The sequence below is a fragment of the Mycobacterium sp. ML4 genome, from assembly GCF_054515735.1.
The window spans coordinates 1-18,308 of record NZ_JBTNSY010000020.1 but is presented as its reverse complement, the minus strand read 5'-3'; the positions used below and the strand labels follow the sequence as shown (position 1 = coordinate 18,308).

At 66.3% G+C, this 18,308-nt stretch carries 16 protein-coding genes and 1 pseudogene; 8 read left to right on the top strand and 9 right to left on the bottom strand.

The features are described from left to right. Positions 1-4: 4 nt before the first annotated feature. Complete coding sequence (locus ACX9NE_RS21500; RefSeq protein ID WP_459363142.1) at positions 5-187, bottom strand: hypothetical protein; 183 nt, start codon at positions 185-187, stop codon at positions 5-7. A gap of 1 nt (position 188) precedes the next feature. Between ACX9NE_RS21500 and trpS the strand changes: the two genes are divergently transcribed. Both trpS and yhjD read left to right on the top strand, forming a co-directional pair. Beyond that, complete coding sequence (trpS, locus tag ACX9NE_RS21495; RefSeq protein WP_459363143.1) at positions 189-1,208, top strand: tryptophan--tRNA ligase; 1,020 nt, start codon at positions 189-191, stop codon at positions 1,206-1,208. Between the two features lie 86 nt (positions 1,209-1,294). Beyond that, complete coding sequence (yhjD, locus tag ACX9NE_RS21490; protein ID WP_459363144.1) at positions 1,295-2,326, top strand: inner membrane protein YhjD; 1,032 nt, start codon at positions 1,295-1,297, stop codon at positions 2,324-2,326. Here the strand turns inward: yhjD and ACX9NE_RS21485 are convergent. Next, positions 2,310-2,696 (bottom strand): nuclear transport factor 2 family protein, encoded by a 387-nt coding sequence (locus ACX9NE_RS21485; protein ID WP_459363145.1) that lies wholly within the window; start codon positions 2,694-2,696, stop codon positions 2,310-2,312. The two genes, yhjD and ACX9NE_RS21485, sit on opposite strands and share 17 nt — an antisense overlap. A gap of 186 nt (positions 2,697-2,882) precedes the next feature. On the opposite strand from ACX9NE_RS21485, the gene ACX9NE_RS21480 reads away from it, so the two are divergent. Further along, positions 2,883-3,260, top strand: coding sequence for a PE family protein (locus ACX9NE_RS21480; protein ID WP_459363146.1), 378 nt, complete (start codon positions 2,883-2,885; stop codon positions 3,258-3,260). 3 nt (positions 3,261-3,263) lie between these two features. On the opposite strand, the gene nagA is transcribed toward ACX9NE_RS21480, so the two are convergent. The 3 genes from nagA to ACX9NE_RS21465 are packed head-to-tail and all read right to left on the bottom strand — an operon-like array spanning position 3,264 to position 6,063. Next, positions 3,264-4,382 (bottom strand): N-acetylglucosamine-6-phosphate deacetylase, encoded by a 1,119-nt coding sequence (nagA, locus tag ACX9NE_RS21475; RefSeq protein ID WP_459363147.1) that lies wholly within the window; start codon positions 4,380-4,382, stop codon positions 3,264-3,266. Next, positions 4,379-5,740: a sugar porter family MFS transporter gene (locus ACX9NE_RS21470; protein ID WP_459363165.1), complete on the bottom strand. Its 1,362-nt coding sequence runs from the start codon at positions 5,738-5,740 to the stop codon at positions 4,379-4,381. Before ACX9NE_RS21470 ends, nagA begins: the two co-directional genes overlap by 4 nt. Then, positions 5,740-6,063 (bottom strand): PH domain-containing protein, encoded by a 324-nt coding sequence (locus ACX9NE_RS21465; RefSeq protein ID WP_459363148.1) that lies wholly within the window; start codon positions 6,061-6,063, stop codon positions 5,740-5,742. Before ACX9NE_RS21465 ends, ACX9NE_RS21470 begins: the two co-directional genes overlap by 1 nt. Positions 6,064-6,298: 235 nt before the next feature. Here ACX9NE_RS21465 and ACX9NE_RS21460 point away from each other — a divergent pair. Continuing rightward, positions 6,299-7,495, top strand: a pseudogene (locus ACX9NE_RS21460) (MFS transporter); the annotation flags it as partial. Positions 7,496-7,537: 42 nt separating this feature from the next. Here the strand turns inward: ACX9NE_RS21460 and ACX9NE_RS21455 are convergent. From ACX9NE_RS21455 to ACX9NE_RS21445, 3 genes are all read right to left on the bottom strand, one after another. Beyond that, a complete protein-coding gene (locus ACX9NE_RS21455; protein WP_459363149.1) occupies positions 7,538-10,441 on the bottom strand; it encodes an MMPL/RND family transporter in 2,904 nt (967 codons plus the stop codon). Further along, positions 10,438-10,893, bottom strand: a complete 456-nt coding sequence (locus ACX9NE_RS21450) for an MmpS family transport accessory protein (protein WP_459363150.1) — start codon at positions 10,891-10,893, stop codon at positions 10,438-10,440. The genes ACX9NE_RS21455 and ACX9NE_RS21450 overlap by 4 nt, the downstream gene beginning before the upstream one ends. A 114-nt stretch (positions 10,894-11,007) precedes the next feature. Next, positions 11,008-12,243 (bottom strand): D-alanyl-D-alanine carboxypeptidase family protein, encoded by a 1,236-nt coding sequence (locus tag ACX9NE_RS21445; RefSeq protein ID WP_459363151.1) that lies wholly within the window; start codon positions 12,241-12,243, stop codon positions 11,008-11,010. Between the two features lie 129 nt (positions 12,244-12,372). Here ACX9NE_RS21445 and ACX9NE_RS21440 point away from each other — a divergent pair, with 129 nt between their 5' ends. The 4 genes from ACX9NE_RS21440 to ACX9NE_RS21425 all read left to right on the top strand — a co-directional run bounded on the left by ACX9NE_RS21440 (position 12,373) and on the right by ACX9NE_RS21425 (position 16,973). Further along, positions 12,373-12,936: a MerR family transcriptional regulator gene (locus tag ACX9NE_RS21440; RefSeq protein ID WP_459363152.1), complete on the top strand. Its 564-nt coding sequence runs from the start codon at positions 12,373-12,375 to the stop codon at positions 12,934-12,936. After that, on the top strand, positions 12,933-15,191 hold the full coding sequence (locus tag ACX9NE_RS21435) for a VIT domain-containing protein (protein WP_459363153.1): 2,259 nt from the start codon (positions 12,933-12,935) through the stop codon (positions 15,189-15,191). Before ACX9NE_RS21440 ends, ACX9NE_RS21435 begins: the two co-directional genes overlap by 4 nt. A gap of 94 nt (positions 15,192-15,285) precedes the next feature. Then, positions 15,286-15,741, top strand: a complete 456-nt coding sequence (locus ACX9NE_RS21430; RefSeq protein ID WP_459363154.1) for a 2,4'-dihydroxyacetophenone dioxygenase family protein — start codon at positions 15,286-15,288, stop codon at positions 15,739-15,741. Beyond that, on the top strand, positions 15,738-16,973 hold the full coding sequence (locus ACX9NE_RS21425; protein ID WP_459363155.1) for a cytochrome P450: 1,236 nt from the start codon (positions 15,738-15,740) through the stop codon (positions 16,971-16,973). The genes ACX9NE_RS21430 and ACX9NE_RS21425 overlap by 4 nt, the downstream gene beginning before the upstream one ends. On the opposite strand, the gene ACX9NE_RS21420 is transcribed toward ACX9NE_RS21425, so the two are convergent. After that, positions 16,951-18,291 (bottom strand): aspartate aminotransferase family protein, encoded by a 1,341-nt coding sequence (locus tag ACX9NE_RS21420; protein WP_459363156.1) that lies wholly within the window; start codon positions 18,289-18,291, stop codon positions 16,951-16,953. The genes ACX9NE_RS21425 and ACX9NE_RS21420 overlap by 23 nt on opposite strands. Positions 18,292-18,308 lie beyond the last annotated feature (17 nt).

Sequence of the window (18,308 nt, the reverse complement as noted above, 5' to 3'; positions counted from 1 at the left end):
GACATTAAATGCGGTACCGGCGGTACCGCAAGCTACCCCCGGCGGGCTCGCTCGCCGGGTCGCCCAGGTCGCCCGGGTCGCCCAGGTCGCCCAGGTCGCCCAGCGTGAAGCTGGCTTCACGTTCGGCGCCGAGCGTGAAGCTGGCTTCACGCTCGCGGCGGCGCGGGCCGTGAAAAGATCGGGGCATCATGAACACCCCTACCGCAACCCGCCGGATCTTCTCCGGTGTGCAGCCCACCTCCGACTCCCTGCACCTCGGCAACGCCCTGGGCGCGGTGGCCCAATGGGTGGACCTGCAGGACGGCTACGAGGCCTTCTTCTGTGTCGTCGACCTGCACGCCATCACCATCCCGCAGGATCCCGATGCGCTGCGGCGGCGCACCCTGATCACCGCCGCGCAGTACCTGGCGCTGGGCATCGACCCGAACCGCGCCACCATCTTCGTGCAGAGTCACGTACCGGCCCACAGCCAACTGGCGTGGGTGCTCGGCTGTTTCACCGGCTTCGGCCAGGCCTCCCGGATGACCCAGTTCAAGGACAAGTCGACGAAGCAGGGTGCCGACTCCACCACCGTCGGACTGTTCACCTACCCGGTGTTGCAGGCCGCCGACGTGCTGGCCTACGACACCGACCTGGTGCCGGTGGGGGAGGACCAGCGCCAGCACCTGGAGTTGGCCCGCGACATCGCCCAGCGGTTCAATGGCCGCTTCCCGGACACTTTCGTGGTTCCCGACGTGCTCATTCCCACGATGACCGCGAAAATCTACGACCTGCAGGACCCCACGTCGAAGATGAGCAAATCTGCGTCCACCGACGCCGGGCTGATCAGCCTGCTCGACGATCCGGCGAAGTCCGCCAAGAAGATTCGCTCGGCGGTCACCGACAGCGAGCGTGAGATCCGCTACGACCCGGCGGCCAAGGCCGGCGTGTCCAATCTGCTCAGCATTCAGTCGGCGGTCACCGGCGTCGCCATCGACACCCTGGTGGACGGCTACGCCGGTCGTGGCTACGGCGACCTGAAAAAGGACACCGCCGAGGCCGTCGTGGCATACCTCAGCCCGATCAAGGCCCGGGTGGAGGAACTGACGGCCGACCTCGCCGAGCTCGAGTCCGTGCTGGCCGTCGGTGCGCAACGCGCCAACGACGTCGCCAGCAAAACCCTGCAACGGGTCTACGATCGCTTGGGTTTCCTTCCGCAAAGGCAATGATGTGACATGAACGAGCAGGGGCGGTCGCACCGTCTCGTTGGCGTCTGTCTTCGTCGCGGGCAATGCACCGGCAATCGTTCAGTGCGATGACCGAAGAGACGCAGAAGCCGGGGATCCTCGACCGGCTGCGCAGCCGCCATCCCTGGCTCGATCACCTGCTGCGGGCTTACACACGCTTCGCCAAGCAGAAGGGCACGTTCTTCGCCGCGGGCCTGACGTACTACACCATCTTTGCGTTGTTCCCGGTGCTGATGGTGGGTTTCGCGGCGGCGGGATACGCGCTGGCGAGCCGCCCGGAGCTGCTGAACACCCTGGACGGCCGCGTCCGCGCCGCAGTGCCCGGCGAGCTGGGACAGCAGCTGGTCGATCTGATCGATTCGGCGATCGACGCGCGGGCATCGGTCGGAGTGATCGGTTTGGCCACCGCGGCCTGGGCCGGTCTGGGCTGGATGTGGCACCTGCGCGAAGCGCTGAGTGAGATGTGGGAACAGCATGTCGAGCCCGACGGCTATGTGCGCACCAAGCTGTCCGATCTGGCCGCCATGGTGGGCACCTTCCTGGTGATTACGGCGACGGTCTCGTTGAGCGCTCTGGGCCAGCGCAGACCGATGGCTGCGGTGTTGAAATGGCTGCACATTCCCGACTATTCGGTGTTCGACGAGGTGTTCCGGGGTGTGTCGGTCGCCGTCTCGGTCCTGGTGTCATGGTTGCTGTTCACCTGGATGATCGCCCGGTTGCCGCGGGCGTCGGTGCGCTTGGCCACCTCGGTCCGGGCCGGGATGATGGCGGCGCTGGGATTCGAGGTGTTCAAGCAGGTGGGTTCGATTTACCTGCAGACGGTGGTGCGCAGCCCGGCGGGCGCGGCGTTCGGACCGGTACTGGGCTTGATGGTGTTCGCGTTCGTGACGTGGTCACTGCTGTTGTTCGCTACCGCCTGGGCGGCGACGGCGGTGCGGGAGGATCCCAGAGACAAGCACGTCGACCCCCCACCGCCCGCGATCATCAGCCCGCGGATTCTGGTGGAGGAGGGTTTGCGGCCCCGGCAAACGGCGGCCGCTATGGCCGCGGGAGCCGTTGGGGCGCTGACACTTTCGCGATTGTTCAGGCGTCGCCGCTGAACGCGGACAGTTCGGTGCGCATCCTGCCGGCGAACGCGGCGACCGCCTTGAGCGGGCGCATCATCACCGTGATCTCGTCGATCAGCCCGTCGCAGCCGGTATGCAGGACATCGCAACCCTGCAGGTCGCGTCCGTCCACGTTCGCTGTGAAGATCAACGCGCCGTCCAGCTCATCGACGAAACGAAAATCGTCGAGCACGTTGGCGACCGTGCCGATGATCACCGTGATCGCCTCCCGGCCCCGATACGGCCGATACGTGATCGGGCTGTGCAACACAGCTTCGGCGGCGAGAATGTTGCCGATGGTGTCGAAGTGGCCGGCCTCGACCGCCGCGCGGAACCGTGTCGTCCCAGTCTGTTCGATCGTCACGGTGCCTCCTGATCCTCGGGTACACGTCGGTTCGGGTACACATCGATGACGTCGCAGCCCGGTCTGACGTGACGTCTACGGGCGATCAGGTGAACTTCCGGTGAAGTCCACCGCGACTGCTCCGAATTCTGCGCACACTGGATGAAGTCTTTGCGCAGCCGGCCGGGGCGCCGGGTGGGAGGTCGTATGTCGTTTGTCGTGGTAACGCCGACGGCGTTGGCGGCGTCGGCGAAACAGCTGGAGGACATCGGTTCGGCGTTGAGCACGGCCGGTGCGGCCGCCGCCACCTCGATCACGACTTTGATGACGGCCGGTGAGGATGAGGTTTCGGTAGCCATCGCGTCGTTGTTCTCCGAGTACGGCCGCGCCTACGAGCGGCTGAGCATCCACGTTGCGGGGCTGTATGCCCAGTTCGTGGAGGCGACGAAGGTCGCCGCGCAGACGTATCAGGCGGCTGAGGCCGAGTTCTCCGCCTGGCTCGTGGCTCGGCAGGCTGCTCGCGCCTCATTGCCACGCCCTCAGCCCAACCCCAACGAGACCAGCCCCGCCGGCGGCGGCGGATAGCGGCTAGTCCAACTCGACTTGCCAGGAGCCGTGCACCATCACGGCCTGCACGTGCAGATCCCGTTCCAGCACCACGAGGTTGGCGTCGTATCCGGCACGGATGGCGCCCACCCGGTCGAGTCCGAGAGCGCGGGCCGGGATCGTGGAGGTCGCGCGCACCGCGGCGGCCAGACCCGCACACCCCGCGACGGTACGGAAGAGTTGATCCATGGTCGCCAGGCTGCCCGCGATGGTGGAGGTGCCGCGCACCGTGGCTACCCCGCCGGCTACCACCACGGGCACCGCGCCCAGCAGGTACTCGCCGTCTCCGCATCCGGCCGCCAGGGTCGCATCGGTGATGACGGCGACGCGTTCGGGGCCCGCCCACCCCAGTACCGCGTGCACCATGGCGTGGTGCACGTGCACGCCGTCAGCGATGAGTTCGAGCGTCACCCGCGGGTGCTGTAGCAGAGCGAGCGCGGGTCCGGGATCGCGGTGATCCATCGCTGGCATGCCGTTGAACAAGTGGGTGCCGACGGATGCGCCGAGCGCCACCGCGCGCTCGGTCTCTTGATATGTCGCATCCGTATGTCCCACGGCGACAACGGCGCCCGCATCGAGGAAGCGCCGGATCGCATCGTCGCTGCCGGGCAACTCCGGGGCCAGCGTGACCATCCGGATGGTGCCGTCGGCCGCGGCGAGCACGGCGTCGATCTCGGCGGGGTCCGGCGGCCGGATCTGTTGGGGGTCTTGGGCGCCGCACCGCGCGACACTGAGCCACGGTCCTTCCAGGTGGATGCCCGCCACGACGCCCTGACGGGTCGCCTCCGCGAGAGTGCGGACGCCGGCGAGCATTTCGGTGGGCGCTGTGGTGACCAGGCTGCCCAGGGTCGTGGTGGTGCCGTGCCGCCGGTGGAACTGCGCGGCCGCGGCCGGCGCGTCGCTGAACGACGCCCCGCCGCCGCCGTGCACGTGCATGTCGACAAAGCCTGGCACCACGACGGAATCGGGCAGGTCGACGGTCGCTGCGGCGGGCGGTGCGCCGGTGCCGCAGGCAACGATGCGGCCGCGGTCGGTGTGCACCCAGCCCGGCCGGCAGACCTCGCCGTCGATGACGACGGTGCCGGCCCGGACCACAGTCATGCCACCTCCGTGGGCCAGCGGCCGCCGTTCTCCCAAAAATGCCGGATGTCCTCGAGTTGACGACCTTTGGTTTCCGGCGCGTACCGGTAGACCACCCAGAACGCGAACACCGAGAAAACCCCGAAAACCGCGAAAACGCCAGCGCCGCCGAGCCAGTGCAGCATGGTCAGAAAGAATCCCGCGACGATCGCGTTGGCCGACAGGTTCGAGGTGAGCATCACGCTGGACCCCTTGGAGCGCAAGTGTGAGGGGAAGCTCTCGCCGGCGAACACCCAGACCAGTGAGCCGAAGCCGAAACTGAACCCGATGATGAACAGCAGCACGCCGCCGAACCCGAGTACCAGAGCACCCGAGGCGTTGGGGTCGCGGGCGAACACGACGACCAACACCGCGTCGGCGACGATCATCAGGGCGATGCCGGACAACAGGATCGGCCGCCTGCCCACCCGGTCCACCAGAAACAGTGACGTGCACACCGCCACCAGCCCGGCGACCTGCACCAGCGCCGGCAGCGCCAGCAGCGCGAAAAAACCCTGAAAGCCCATGGCGGCAAACAGCCGGGGGCTGTAGTACACGATCGCGTTGATGCCGGTGATCTGCACCAGAAAGCCGAGCGTGACCACGAACAGGGTGGCCCGCAGATACGGCGGCCGCAGCATCTCGGAAAGACCGCCGCCGGCACCGCGCTGGTCGGCGGCCACCGCGGTGGCGATCTCGGCCAGTGCCGCGTCGACGGTGGCTTCGGGCTCCACCCTGAGCAACGCGCGTCGCGCATCGTCGCGGTGGCCGCGCAGCAGATACCACCGGGCGGTGTCGGGCATCCGTGCCAACAGCGGTAGCAGCAGCGTGGCCGGCACGGCCGCCAGCCCGAGCATCCAGCGCCAGCCCTCGTATCCGGCCAGGAAGTAACCGGTCAGATAGCCCAGGATGAGGCCGCTGATCGTGGCCAGCTGATAGCCGGCCAGCAGCGACCCGCGCACCGCCGCCGGCGCCGATTCGGCCACATACACCGGGACCACCACCACCGACACCCCGATGGTCACGCCGAGCAACAGGCGTGCGCCCAGCAACATGGGCACCGAAGTCGCGGCCGCCCCCAACAGGGCGAACAGCGCGTAGCCGATGAGAATCAGCACCATCGTCTTCTTGCGACCGATCGCGTCGGCAAGTATTCCGCCGCCGAGGGCGCCGCCGATCTGGCCGATCACCACCGTCGTCGTCACCAACTCCTGCTGGCGGGTGGTGAGGTCGAACTCCTTGGTGATGAACAGCAGCGCGCCTGCGATGGAAGAAAGGTCGTAGCCGTAGATGACACCGACGCTGGCCGCGGTCAGCCCGACCAGCAAACCCCGGCCGATCAGACCTTTACCTTGGCTCTGAGTATTTCGACGACCTTGTCCGGGTCCTCGGGAGTGATGCAGGCCCGGACCCGGCGGCCCACGTCGATCACCAACAGCGTGGACTTGCGGCCGCGGCGGGCGTCCAGCGGGAACCAGTAGCGGGGATCGCCGGCGCCCCAGATCCGGCCTTTACCGGACGCCCAGCCCATCTTCTGACTCTTGATGCCCTGAACGTCTGAGTAGGCGATGCGCTTGGCATTGGCAAACGGGAAGTAGTAGCGCTTGATCGTCATTCCGCCCTCGTCCAAGCTGAGTCCGGCGTCTTCGTAGAGTGCGCTCATCCGGCAGATTGTAGTGCTTCCAGGTGCCCGAACCGACCGCTCTCCGCACGGGCCGACACCCCGGCAGTGCGGAGCAGCCGCCAGCGGCATCACAGTGTGACATGCGGGACAAGAGCAAATGGCCGACCGCTTTCGTCCTCCGACCGGAGGAACGGGACCGTCCCCCGCCTTCATCCGATCGTAGTATTGTTTTGCCTGGTCAACGGCAATAAACTGGTCAGCCATGGCAGCGCTGGTGCCCGCGACACAGACCGCGCCCTACGGGCGCCTGCTGTCGCAGGGCAGCTTCTACACCGCCGGAATGCAGCTCAGTAATGGCGCGGTGGTGCTGCCCTACATCTGCGCACACCTGGGCATCACCTGGGCTGCGGCGCTGCTGTTTCCGGCATTCGGCCTCGGGTCGATCATCGGGAACTCGTTGTCGCCGGTCGTCCTGCAGCGGGCCGGCCGGATGCGGCACCTGCTGTTGGCCGCGATCGCGGCAAGTGCGGCTGCGCTCTTCGTGTGCGATGTGGTGATCCCCTGGGATGGCCGCCTGGTCGGCGTGGTTTTCCTCATCACCAGCGCGGGAGGCGGAGTCGTTGTTGCGATCTCCAGCATCGCCTACACCGACATGATCGCCTCCAAACTGTGCGCGGTACGGCGCGGAGAGCTGTTACTGGCCCAGGGCGCCATCGGGTCGGTGCTGGCCACCGTCGTCGCGCTGGTGGTGGTGCCGGCGCTGGCCCACGGCAATGAGATGGCGTTGCATCGTGATCTGTTGTGGCTGGGCGCGGTAGGGCTCGCCGCCTCCGGCATCGCGGCGCTGTTCGTCGGTCCACTCCGGTCGAACTCGGTGCCCGCCCGCCTGTCGTTGCGTGATACCTACCGGCAGGGTCTCGTGGTTGCGCGATCGCAGCCGTGGTTTCGCCGGTACGCGACGACCTACCTTTTGTTCGCTCCGGTCGCCCTCGGCACCACCTTCTACACCTTGCGTGTCGCCGATCGGACCGGCAGCCTGCACCTGCTCGTGATCCTGTCCAGCGTCGCGCTGGTATTCGGTTCGGCGCTGTGGCGCAAGATCTACGGTCGCTTCGGCGTGCGTGGCATGTTGCTGGGCAGTGCCGTGCTGAGCGCCGTGAACTCCCTGTTGTGCATCGTCGCCCAGACATCCGGACAGTGGGACCGCGTGTGGGCCTTCGGCACGGTGTTCTTCGTGGCCACGATCGCCGCTCAGGCCGTCGTCGTGGCGGCGGTGTCGTGGATCACGATCGTCGCGCCCGGACAGCACCGGGGGACGTTGCTCGGCTTCTGCTCGACGCTGGTAGCGGTCGAGTCCGCGGTGCTGGGAGGGATCCTCGGCGGTATCGCACAGCAGCGTTCCGCCATCTGGCCGGACTTCGTCGTGCTGGTGCTGTCCCTGCTCGCCGCTGTCGCGGCTGCGGGCGCCCCGCGGTCCGAGGCCCTGCGACCAGCAAACAGGTAAGCGGCCGCTTCATCGCAGCGGGGTCTGAGGTGACCGGTCGGTGGGCGTCAGCAACAGCGCTCGCACCAGCCGCCGGGGTCCATGGGGACGAAGCATCTGACTGGCCGGGCGCGGGCGCACCCGTTGCGGCCACCAGAACCAGCGGCCGAGCAACGCGGCGATGGACGGTGTCATGAACGAACGCACGATCAGAGTGTCGAACAGCAAGCCCAAACCGATCGTGGTACCGATCTGCCCGATGATGCGCAAATCGCTGAACACGAAGAGAGACATGGTGACGGCGAACACCATGCCGGCGGCCGTCACCACTCCGCCGGTGCCGGCCATCGCGCGGATGATTCCGGTGTTCAGGCCGGCGCCGATCTCCTCCTTGAGCCGCGAAATCAGCAGCAAGTTGTAGTCCGAGCCCACGGCCAGCAGCAGGATCACCGACATCGCCAGCACCAGCCAGTACAGGTCGACCCCGAGAAGGTCCTGCCAGACCAGCACGGACAGGCCGAACGAGGAACCCATCGACACCAGCACAGTCCCGACGATCACCGCGGCGGCGATCACGCTGCGGGTGACGATCATCATGATGATCACGATGAGACTGATCGCTGCCACGCCGGCGATCAGCAGATCGTAGACAGCCGCCTCCTGAATGTCCCTGAACGTCGCGGCGGTGCCTCCCAGGGCGACCAGAGCGCCCTGCAGCGGCGTGCCTTTGATGGCCTCGGTGGCCGCCTGCTTGATCGGCCCGACGCGGGAAATGCCTGCGGGCGTCGCCGGGTCACCATCGAGAGCGATGATGAAGCGCGCCGCCTTGCCGTCGGGCGACAAGAACATTTTCAAGCCCCGCTTGAAATCGGGATTGTCGAAGGCCGATTGCGGCAGATAAAACGAATCATCAATTTGTGCAGCGTCGAAGACGCGGCCCATCGCGCCCGGGTCCTTGCTGTTGATCTCCGACTGTTTGTAGAACGATTGCAAGGTCCCATGCCAGACGACCAGCATGTCACGCATTATGGTCATGGTGTTGATCATGGGCGGGATCTGCTCGCGCATCTGTGGTAGCAGAGTGATCAATATGTCCATGTCTTTGACCAGATGTTCGAGCTTTTCGCTCAGCTGGTCCACGCTGTCGAACATGTCGAATATCTGCCGTATTGACCAGCACGCAGGGATGTCAAAACAATGTTTCTCCCAATAGAAATAACTGCGAATCGGGCGGAAGAAATCTTCGAAGTTCGCCAGTTTGTCCCGCAGCGCATCGGTGATATTCGACATGTCGTGGGTGAGGTGGTCCATATCGACCGTGTTATCGATGACCTGGCCCATCAGGTCGTACATGTGGTGCATCACCTCGATGGACAGATCCATCGCCTGCTGCTGCACCACCATGTCGTCCAACCGATCTTTCATGAATTGCATGTTCTCGGCATTGGTGACGCCCTGCATGCTGATGATGAACGGGATGGACGTGTGTTTCATGGACGTGCCCAGCGGCCGGGTAATCGCTTTGACCTGCGCGATTCCGGGGCTGTGAAAGACGGCTTTGGCCACCTTGTCCAACACCAGCATGTCCACCGGGTTGCGCATGTCGTGGTCGGATTCGACCAACAACACCTCGGGATTGAGCCGGGCCTGCTGGAAGTGACGCCCCGCCGCCGCGTCACCGACATTGGACGGCATGCTGGCCGGCATGAACTTGCGCAGATCATAGGTGGTCCGATAGCTGGGCAGGGCGAGCAGACCGATGAACGCGACGATGCACGTGGCGGCGAGGACCGGGCCGGGCCAACGCACGATCGCGGTTCCCACCCGCCGCCAGCGCCGGGTGTTCATTCTGCGCTTGGGCTCGAATAGTCCCATCAGGCTTGCGACCGCCAGCACGGCGGGGCCCAGCGTGACCGCGGCGAGTACCGCTACCAGCATGCCGATGGCACAGGGGGCCCCGAGCGATTTGAAGTAGGGCAGGCGGGCGAAGCTGAGGCAATACATGGCGCCTGCGATGGTCAGGCCCGATCCCAGAATTACGTGGGTGGTCCCGTGAAACATGGTGAAATACGCCGTTTCCCGATCCTCCCCCGCATAGCGCGCCTCGTGGTAGCGGCCGAGCATGAATATCGCGTAGTCGGTGCTGGCCGCAATGGCCAGCAGGGTGATAAGACTGACCGCCAGCGTAGAGAGCCCGAAAATGTGGTGATAAGCGAGAAAAGCGACAACACCCCGAATTGCGCCGAGGTTGATGCCGACCATGGTGAGCACCAGAAGCATGGTGACGACCGATCGATAAATGAAAAGCAGCATCACCGCGATCACCACACTGGTGATCAGGGTGACCCTCGCGATGCTTTTGTCTCCCGCCTCCGCCTGGTCGGCATTCAGCGCCGTCGGCCCGGTGACATACGCCTTGACGCCACGTGGCGGCGGAAAGCTTTCCACACTGTGCCGGACGGCGTGCACGGAGTTGTACGCGGCCGTTTCGTCGCTGCCGACGAGATACACGACGACGTAGGCGGCCTTGTCATCCGCACTCTGTGATCCCGCCGCAGTCAACGGATCACCCCAGAAATCTTGGATGTGGGCGACATGGCGGGTATCGGCGGAAAGCCGTCCCATCAGCTCGTTGTAAAACCGGTGAGCGTCGTCGCCGAGGGGATTGCCGGACTCCAGCACAATGGTGACCGCGTAATCGGAGTCAAACTCGTGGAACAACTGACCGATACGCTTGATGGTCTCGATCGAGGCCGAGCCTTTGGGACTCATCGATACCGACCGCTCTTTTCCGACCTCTTCCAATTGCGGAATAGCGAGATTGACGACGGCGGTGAGCCCCAGCCACAGCAGGATGATGAGCACCGCGAATCGGCGGATTATTCGAGATGGTAAAGGGGGAGCGGATGCCGGTGTGCCGTCCGTTGGCGTCATGCGGACGTCACTTGACAGAAAGTCAACGCCTTCGGCCCGGTCTCAGACCGTTCGTCCTTGACTGCGCCGTTCACCAACAGCCGGCACCCGATCTGGTCGCTGTTGCTCTGCGCCAGCAGGTTGACAGTGACGGCGGGAAGGGCGGTGGTGACGGTCTGCGACCAGGGCAAGGGCACGCTCGCCAGTCGTTGCACGCGGGCGTCGGGGTCCAGGTATGAGATCTTTGCGGTCGGCGCGGGGCCGAAGACCTCGTAGGTCACGCTTTTCGGGGCGAATTGCGGGACGTCGTCGTCGGCCGCGATCCTGATCGGGGGCAGCGGGTGCACGCCGAGCATGCTGTGCAGGCGGTAGATGCCCAGTGTCGCCACGAGGGCCACGATGAAGACAGCCAGCAGCAGCCACGTTCGCCTCAGCGCGCGGGTGATCGACAGCTTCCTTACTCGTGAATTCATCCGCGGCGAACGTACACCCGAAATGGCTGATGCAGCGGAAATTTGAGGGATTCGTTATCTAGCGATACGAAAGTGTCCGGCTCAGCGGGGAAATGCGCGTCGAGCAGTTGAATTTCAGTGCTGTGTCCGGCCGTTCATCGAGCGTGCGACCAGGATCAGACCGAACACGATGACAGTGCCGACCACGGCTACCCCGACCCGGATGGGCAACGAGTCGGCAGCGGACATCAACCCCGCGGCCTGCCTGTTGTCGGGGGCGCGGTTGGCCGGGCTCTCTCTGGTGGGCACCAGCGAGGGATCGGGTTCGATCAGCGACCCCACCTGAGTGCCCTGCGCGGTGCTGAACCCGTAGTCCAGCAAGTGCGCGGCCTGCTCCCACGGCGCGATCGGCTGCCGGGTGCCGTGCAGCAGGACCGCCATCAGCCGCCGGCCGTTGTGATTGGCCGCACCGACAAAGGTCTGGCCGGCGTCATCGGTGTAGCCGGTCTTGCCGCCCATCGCCCCCGGGTAGTGATAGAGCAACTGGTTGTCGTTCTCCAGCTCGTAGCCGGGATGGTCGCCGTGGCCCGGGAAATTGAAGGTCCGGGTCGCGACGATGTCGGCGAAGACGGGATTGCGCCAGGCGTACCGGTAGAACAGGCCCATGTCATACGCCGACGTGCTCATCCCCGGTCCGTCCAGCCCCGATGGAGTGGCCACCCGGGTGTCATGTCCGCCCAGCTTGGCGGCCAGCACGTTGAGCTTCTCCAGGGCCTGCTGCATGCCGCCGAGCTGCATGGCCAGCGCGTGCGCCGCGTCGTTGCCGGAATGCATCAGAAGACCGTGCAGCAACTGGTTGATGGTATACACGCCACCGGCGTCGACACCGACCTTGGTGCCCTCGGCGGCCGCGTCGTCGTCGGTGCCGGAGACGGTCTTGTTTTGGTTGAACGCGTTGATGGAGGCCATGGCGACCAGCACCTTGATGATGCTGGCGGGGCGGTGTCGTCCGTGGGGGTCGCGGGCAGCGATGACCGCGCCACTATCCAGGTCGGCAACCAGCCACGCCTCGGCTGAGATGTCGCCCGGCACCGGGGGAGTATCCGGCGCGGCGATGATGCCGCAGCCCGACAGCGCATTGCCGCCGATCGGCGTCGGCGGCAGGGCCAGCGGGAGCGGGGGCTCACCGGCGCGGGGCACTTCGGAGGAGTCCACGGCGGGCGGGGTGTTGATCTTGTACGGGCAGTTGGCGGCCTGCGGATTCACCTCGGCACCGGGCTCGGCGTTGGCGAGCGCGCCCGACCCGCTGATCGTGAAAATGGCTGCGGCCAGGCACGATGCGGCGCGTAAAGAGGTCCGTGTGAAGGGCATCGCTGAGCAGATTAAAGGATCGCGGCCGGGATCGCAGGTCGCCGCGCTGTGACTGGTGTTACGGAAGTTGCCAGATGGTCATGACGATATTTGACAGTGTCGTATTCGTATATGACACTGTCAAATATTATGGAGTTGCTGACCCTGCCGGAATTCGCCGCCGCCGCAGCACACGCCGTTCAGGCGTCCGGCGCCGCGCCGGACAACCGCCAGGCCAAGGCCGTACCCGCGGAACGGATGGTTCGTTACTACACCTCGCGGGGACTGCTGCCCCGCCCGGGAAACCGCGGCCGGGCCCTGATCTACGGACGCACGCACCTGGTGCGGTTGGTCGCGATCAAGCGGCTGCAGGGTCAGGGTCTATCGCTCGACGAGATCTCCGAGCGCCTGGCGGCGATGTCGGCGGCGCAGGCGGAGGAACTGGCCGCGATCCCCGACAGCGCCATCCCGGCCGGCCTGGGTGATCTCGAGCCCGCCCTCGAACCCTCCCGAGCGGCGAGCGCGTTCTGGCGTGCCGTGCCCGACGCTCCCGCTGCGGTCGGCGCGTCTGATGTCGCCTGCCTGCAGGCCGTTCGGCTTTCCGACACCGTCACGTTGCTTGTCGACGGGCCGCTACCGCCGCTTACCTCGCTGCACCGCGCCGCCGGCCCGCTGCTGGATCTGCTCGCCAACCCCGGAAAGGACTTTCAATGAGCTCTCAGTTGTTACCCCTGCTTCCCGTCGAACCCGCCCAGCCGGTCCGCACCGGCCGCCCGGGCTGTGGCCGGCTCAGCGCGGCCGACGGCCGGTCCCTGCCGCTGAAGGCGCTCAGCGTTGACACGGTGCTGGTCGGCATGACGGCCAGTTCGACTGTCCGCCAGCGCTTCGTCAACGCCGGTGACACGACCATCGAAGCCACCTATGTGTTTCCGTTGCCGGCCCGCGCCGGTGTCACCGACTTTGCCGCTGATCTGGCCGGACGGCGGGTTGTCGGTGTGCTGAAGGAACGCGGGCAGGCTCGCGCGGATTATGAGCAGGCGCTGGTGTCCGGCCAGCGCGCCGCAATCGTCGAGGAGGACCGCTCCGACGTGTTCTCGGTGCGGGTAGGCAATTTGGGCCCCGGTGAGGAAGCCATTATCGAGATGCGTCTGACCGGGCCGTTGTCGTTCGAGGACGGCCAGGCCACATTCCGGTTCCCGCTGGTGGTCGCACCCCGCTACACCGCCGGCACTCCGCTCCCGGGCGACCAGACCGGGCCGGGGTTGGCGCCGGACACCGATGCGGTGCCTGATGCCTCCCGCGTGACTCCGCCGCGCCTCCTCGACTCCGACGAGCGCCCGGATCTGCAGATCTCGCTGAGCATTGACAGCGCCGGCCTGGCGGTGTCCGATCTGCGGTCATCGTTGCCGACCGGGGTGACCGAGTCCGACGGTCTGACGCGATTGCGGGTCGAACCGGGTGCGCGCGCCGACCGGGACTTCGTGCTCAGGTTTCGGGTCGACCGCAGCGAACTGCTGTCGTCGGCGCTGTTGGTCCCGGACGCCAACGGGGCGGAGGGCACCTGGTCGGTGACGCTGTTGCCGCCGGTGCGGACGTCGAGTGCGCCGAGGGATGTGGTGGTGTTGCTGGATCGCTCGGGTTCGATGCGCGGCTGGAAGATGATCGCCGCGCGCCGGGCCGCGGGACGCATCGTGGACATGCTCGACACCGGTGACCGGTTCTGCGTCCTGGCTTTTGATGACCGGATCGACACGCCGGCGGGTCTGGGCGACGGCCTGGTCGACGCGACTGACCGCAACCGGTTCGCGGCGGCGTCGTGGCTGGGCTCGCTGGACAGCCGCGGCGGCACGGTGATGGCCGAACCGCTGTACCGGGCGGCGCACGCCCTGGCGGCGTGCGGCGAAGACCGGCAAGCCAGCATCGTGCTGGTGACCGACGGCCAGATCACCGGCGAGGACCACCTGTTGCGGACGTTGGCGCCGGTCATCGGGCGGACCCGCGTCTTTTGCGTGGGTATCGACCGCGCGGTCAACGCCGGGTTTCTCGACCGGCTCGCGGGGCTGGGGCGCGGTCGCTCCGAGTTGGTCGAGTCCGAGGAGCGCCTCGATGAGGCGATGGCGCGGTTGGCCCGGACCATCGGGCGTCCGGCGCTGACGTCGGTGCGGGTGAGCGCGGAGGGAGTCGCGCTCCTCGACGGCACCGTGACGCCCAGCCGGCCGCCCGACGCGTTCGCGGGCGTACCGTGCGTGATCGGCGGCCGGTATCGCGGTGCGGGGGCCGCTACTTTCCAGGTGACGGCCGACGGCGGGTTCACCACGGCGCTGGCCGCCCGGGTGGCACCGGAAGCTGTTGCGGTGCGGACCATGTGGGCGCGTTCGGTGGTCCGCGACCTGGAGGACGAGTACGCGTCGTACTCCGCCGATGACGAGCTGGCGGCCACGTTGGTCGCGCACTCGGTGCGGTTCGGGGTGTTGTCGCGATTCACCGCCTTCGTCGCCGTCGACCCCGAACACACCGATGCCGGGCCGTTGACGGAAGTGGTTCAGCCCGTCGAGCAACCGTCGGGGTGGGTGACGAATGTCGGCTTTGCCCGGGCGGCACGCGGCTTCGCGATGCCCACGCCCGCCGGATCGATGCCGGTGCTTGCCGAGGTGGCACCCGAGCAGGCGGCCGCCGGCGCGCCGGTGCCGCCGCGATCGCTGGACAAACTGCTCAAGCAGGTGGAAAAAGGCGCCCAAGTCAGGCGTTCGGGCCTCGACGCGGTGCTCGACGAGCTCAAGCGGCATCGCGATGCCACCACCGATCCCGAGTTGCGGGCGGCGCTGGACCAGCTGTGCGCCGCGTTGGCGCGGTTTCTCGCCCACCCCAGCGGGCCGCAGAGCCGGCAGCTGCTGGTGGCGGTCGATGCCGTCAAACGGGCCCTGGCAGGCAGCGGACGGCAGACGGTCAAGCGGCGCTTCTGGCGATAGCTTCGAGCCGCACCGATATTCACGAAAGCATTGACACGTATTATAGTTCGTATATTATTCGGTCGATACCCGAATCTATCCGGAGGCGTGCGCGATGACCATGGTCGATGTTCCACCTGCTGTGCACATCGGCGCGGGGGAACTGCCTTTCGTCGATGTCGGCGACGGCTCCCTGTTGAAGGTTCTGCACGTCAGGGCGGCGGAGGGGTTATGGATCGTGGAGAACGTGTTCCGCGCCGGCTATGAAGTGCAACGGCACAAACACACCGGGCCGGTCTACGCCTACACCACGTCGGGAGCGTGGAGATACCGTGAATACAGCTACGTCAATCGTGCTGGCTCGTATCTCTACGAACCCGCAGGATCCGTCCATACCCTGCAGGTACTCGAGGACGACACGCACGTGTGGTTCCAGATCTACGGCGCCAACCTCAACCTCGACGCCGACGGCAACGTAGAGAGCGTTTACGACGGATCCAGCACCCTGTCGAACTACCTGGCGTTGTGCGAGGCCGCCGGCCTGCCTCGGCCCGATGTGCTGCTGGGATGAACGCCCCCACTGCCCCCGGCCTGGTCGATCTCGCCGACCCTGACGCCTTTGTCAACGGTGTCCCGCACGAGGCCCTCTCGGTGCTACGGCGCACCGATCCGGTGCACTGGCAGCCGATGGACGGCGAGCCAGGCTTCTGGGCGGTGTTGCGTCATGCCGACGTGGTCGAGGTTGCCCGCCACCCCGAGATTTTCTCGGCCAACCAGGGCGGCATCGTCATCGAAAACCTGCCGTCGGAGACGCTGGCCAGGATGCGCAACATGCTGGCGGCGATGGACCCACCACGCCACCACGCTCATCGAGCGCCGTTGTCCGCGCATTTTCGGCCACGTGCGATAGCTCAGCTCGAGGAGCGGGTTCGGCAGATATGTCGTGCCATCATGGCCCAGGCCCGCGAGCGGGGTGAGGTCGAATTTGTCCACGACGTGGCGGCGCCGCTGCCGACGCACGTGATCGGTGAGTATTTCGGCCTGCCGCAACAAGATTGGCGCTATCTGCAGGGGCTGGCCGAGCGCATCACCTCTAGTCAGGACCCGGAGCTGGCGGGGCCGGAATACGGTGACGGCGCCGGCGGGGCGGAGATGGCCGGATATGCCATCGAGTTTGCCGCCGAGCGGCGGCGCAGCGGCCCGGCGGACGATCTGACCGCAGCGATTCTCAACGGCGACTTCGGCGGCCGGCCGATGAGCGATCTGGAGTTCGGCGGCTTCTTCGTCCAGCTGGTCACTGCGGGCAACGACACCACCAAGGGGATGCTCTCCTCGGGGCTGCTCACCCTGCTGCGGCACCGCGACCAGCTGGCCGAGCTACGGGACGACCGGTCGCTCATCGCGGGAGCCGTCGAAGAGATCATCCGGTACGACAACCCGCTGCACTACTTCCGGCGTACCGCGCTGGTCGACACCGAGCTGGCCGGAACCCGGATCAGAGCCGGCGACAAAGTGGCGATGTACTACACATCGGCCAACCGCGATGAGAGCGTCTTCGACAATGCGCAGGCCTTCGACATTCACCGCCGTCCCAACCCGCACCTGTCATTCGGGATGGGCGTGCACTTCTGCCTCGGCGCCCACCTGGCAAGGCTCGAAGGCCGCGTCTTCTTCGAGGAGCTGCTGGCCGCCTTTCCGGCGATCGAGCTCAATGGCGAGCCGGTGCGAATCCGCTCGAACCTGAACAACTCGCTCAAGCGCCTACCGATCAGGCTCGGTGCTAGCCGGGACTCAGCTCAGTAAGCACGCCGCGCAGAATCGATTCGATGGTGTCGAACTCGGCCTGACCGCTGATCAGCGGAGGGGCGAGCTGGATGACCGAATCGCCCCGATCGTCGGTGCGGCAGTACAAGCCGGCCTCGAACATGGCCGCCGACACCCGCCCGAGCAACGCTGAACGCTCGTCGCCGGTGAAGGTCTGTTTGGTGGCCCGGTCCTTGACCAGCTCGATGCCGAAGAAGAATCCTCCGCCCCGGACGTCGCCGACGATGGGCAGATCGTAGAGCTTCTCCAGCGTGCTGCGCAGCGCCGGGGACTGCTCTTTGACGTGGTCGTTGAGGCTCTCGCGCTCGAAGATGTCCAGGTTGGCCAGCCCGACTGCTGTCGACACCGGATGCCCGCCGAAGGTGTAGCCGTGCGGGAACGTCGTATTGCCGTTGTTGAACGGCTCGAACAACCGGTCGCTGGCGATCATCGCGCCCAGCGGCGAGTAACCCGACGTGAGTCCCTTGGCGCACGTGATCATGTCCGGCACGTAGCCGAAGTCGCTGCACGCGAACATCGACCCGATCCGGCCGAACGCGCAGATCACCTCGTCGGAGACCAGCAGCACGTCGTATTCGTCGCAGATCTCGCGGACCCGCTCGAAGTAGCCGGGCGGTGGCGGGATGGAGCCGCCGGCGTTCTGCACCGGTTCGAGGAAGACGGCGGCGACGGTATCGGGTCCCTCGAATTCGATCGCCTCGGCAATACGGTCGGCGGCCCACTGACCAAAGGCCTTCTCATCGCCGGCGTTACCGGCTTGGAATGCTTCGGGTGCGCGGTAGAAGTTCGTGTTGGGCACCCGGAATCCGCCCGGTGTGACGGGCTCGAACGGCGCGGTGAACTTCGGCAGACCGGTGATGGCCAGGGCGCCCTGGGTGGTGCCGTGGTAGGCGATCGAGCGCGAAATGACCTTGTGCTTACCGGGTTTGCCGGTCAGCTTGAAATACTGTTTGGCGACTTTCCATGCGGTTTCGACCGCTTCGGTGCCGCCGGTGGTGAAGAACACCCGATTGAGATCGCCGGGGGCGTAGCCGGCGATGCGTTCGGCGAGCTCGATCGCCGTCGGGGTGGCGTACCCCCACAGCGGGAAGAACGCCAGCGTCTGCGCCTGGCGGGCAGCGACTTCGGCCAGTTCGGTACGGCCGTGACCGACCTGCACCACGAACAGCCCGGACAGCGCGTCGAGGTAGCTCTTCCCGCGGTTGTCGTAGATGGTGACGCCCTGCCCACGGGTGATCACCGGAGGCGTGAAGTCCGGACCGTGTCGGGTGAAATGGAGCCACAGGTTCGTTGACATGTTCCTCGCGAGCGTAG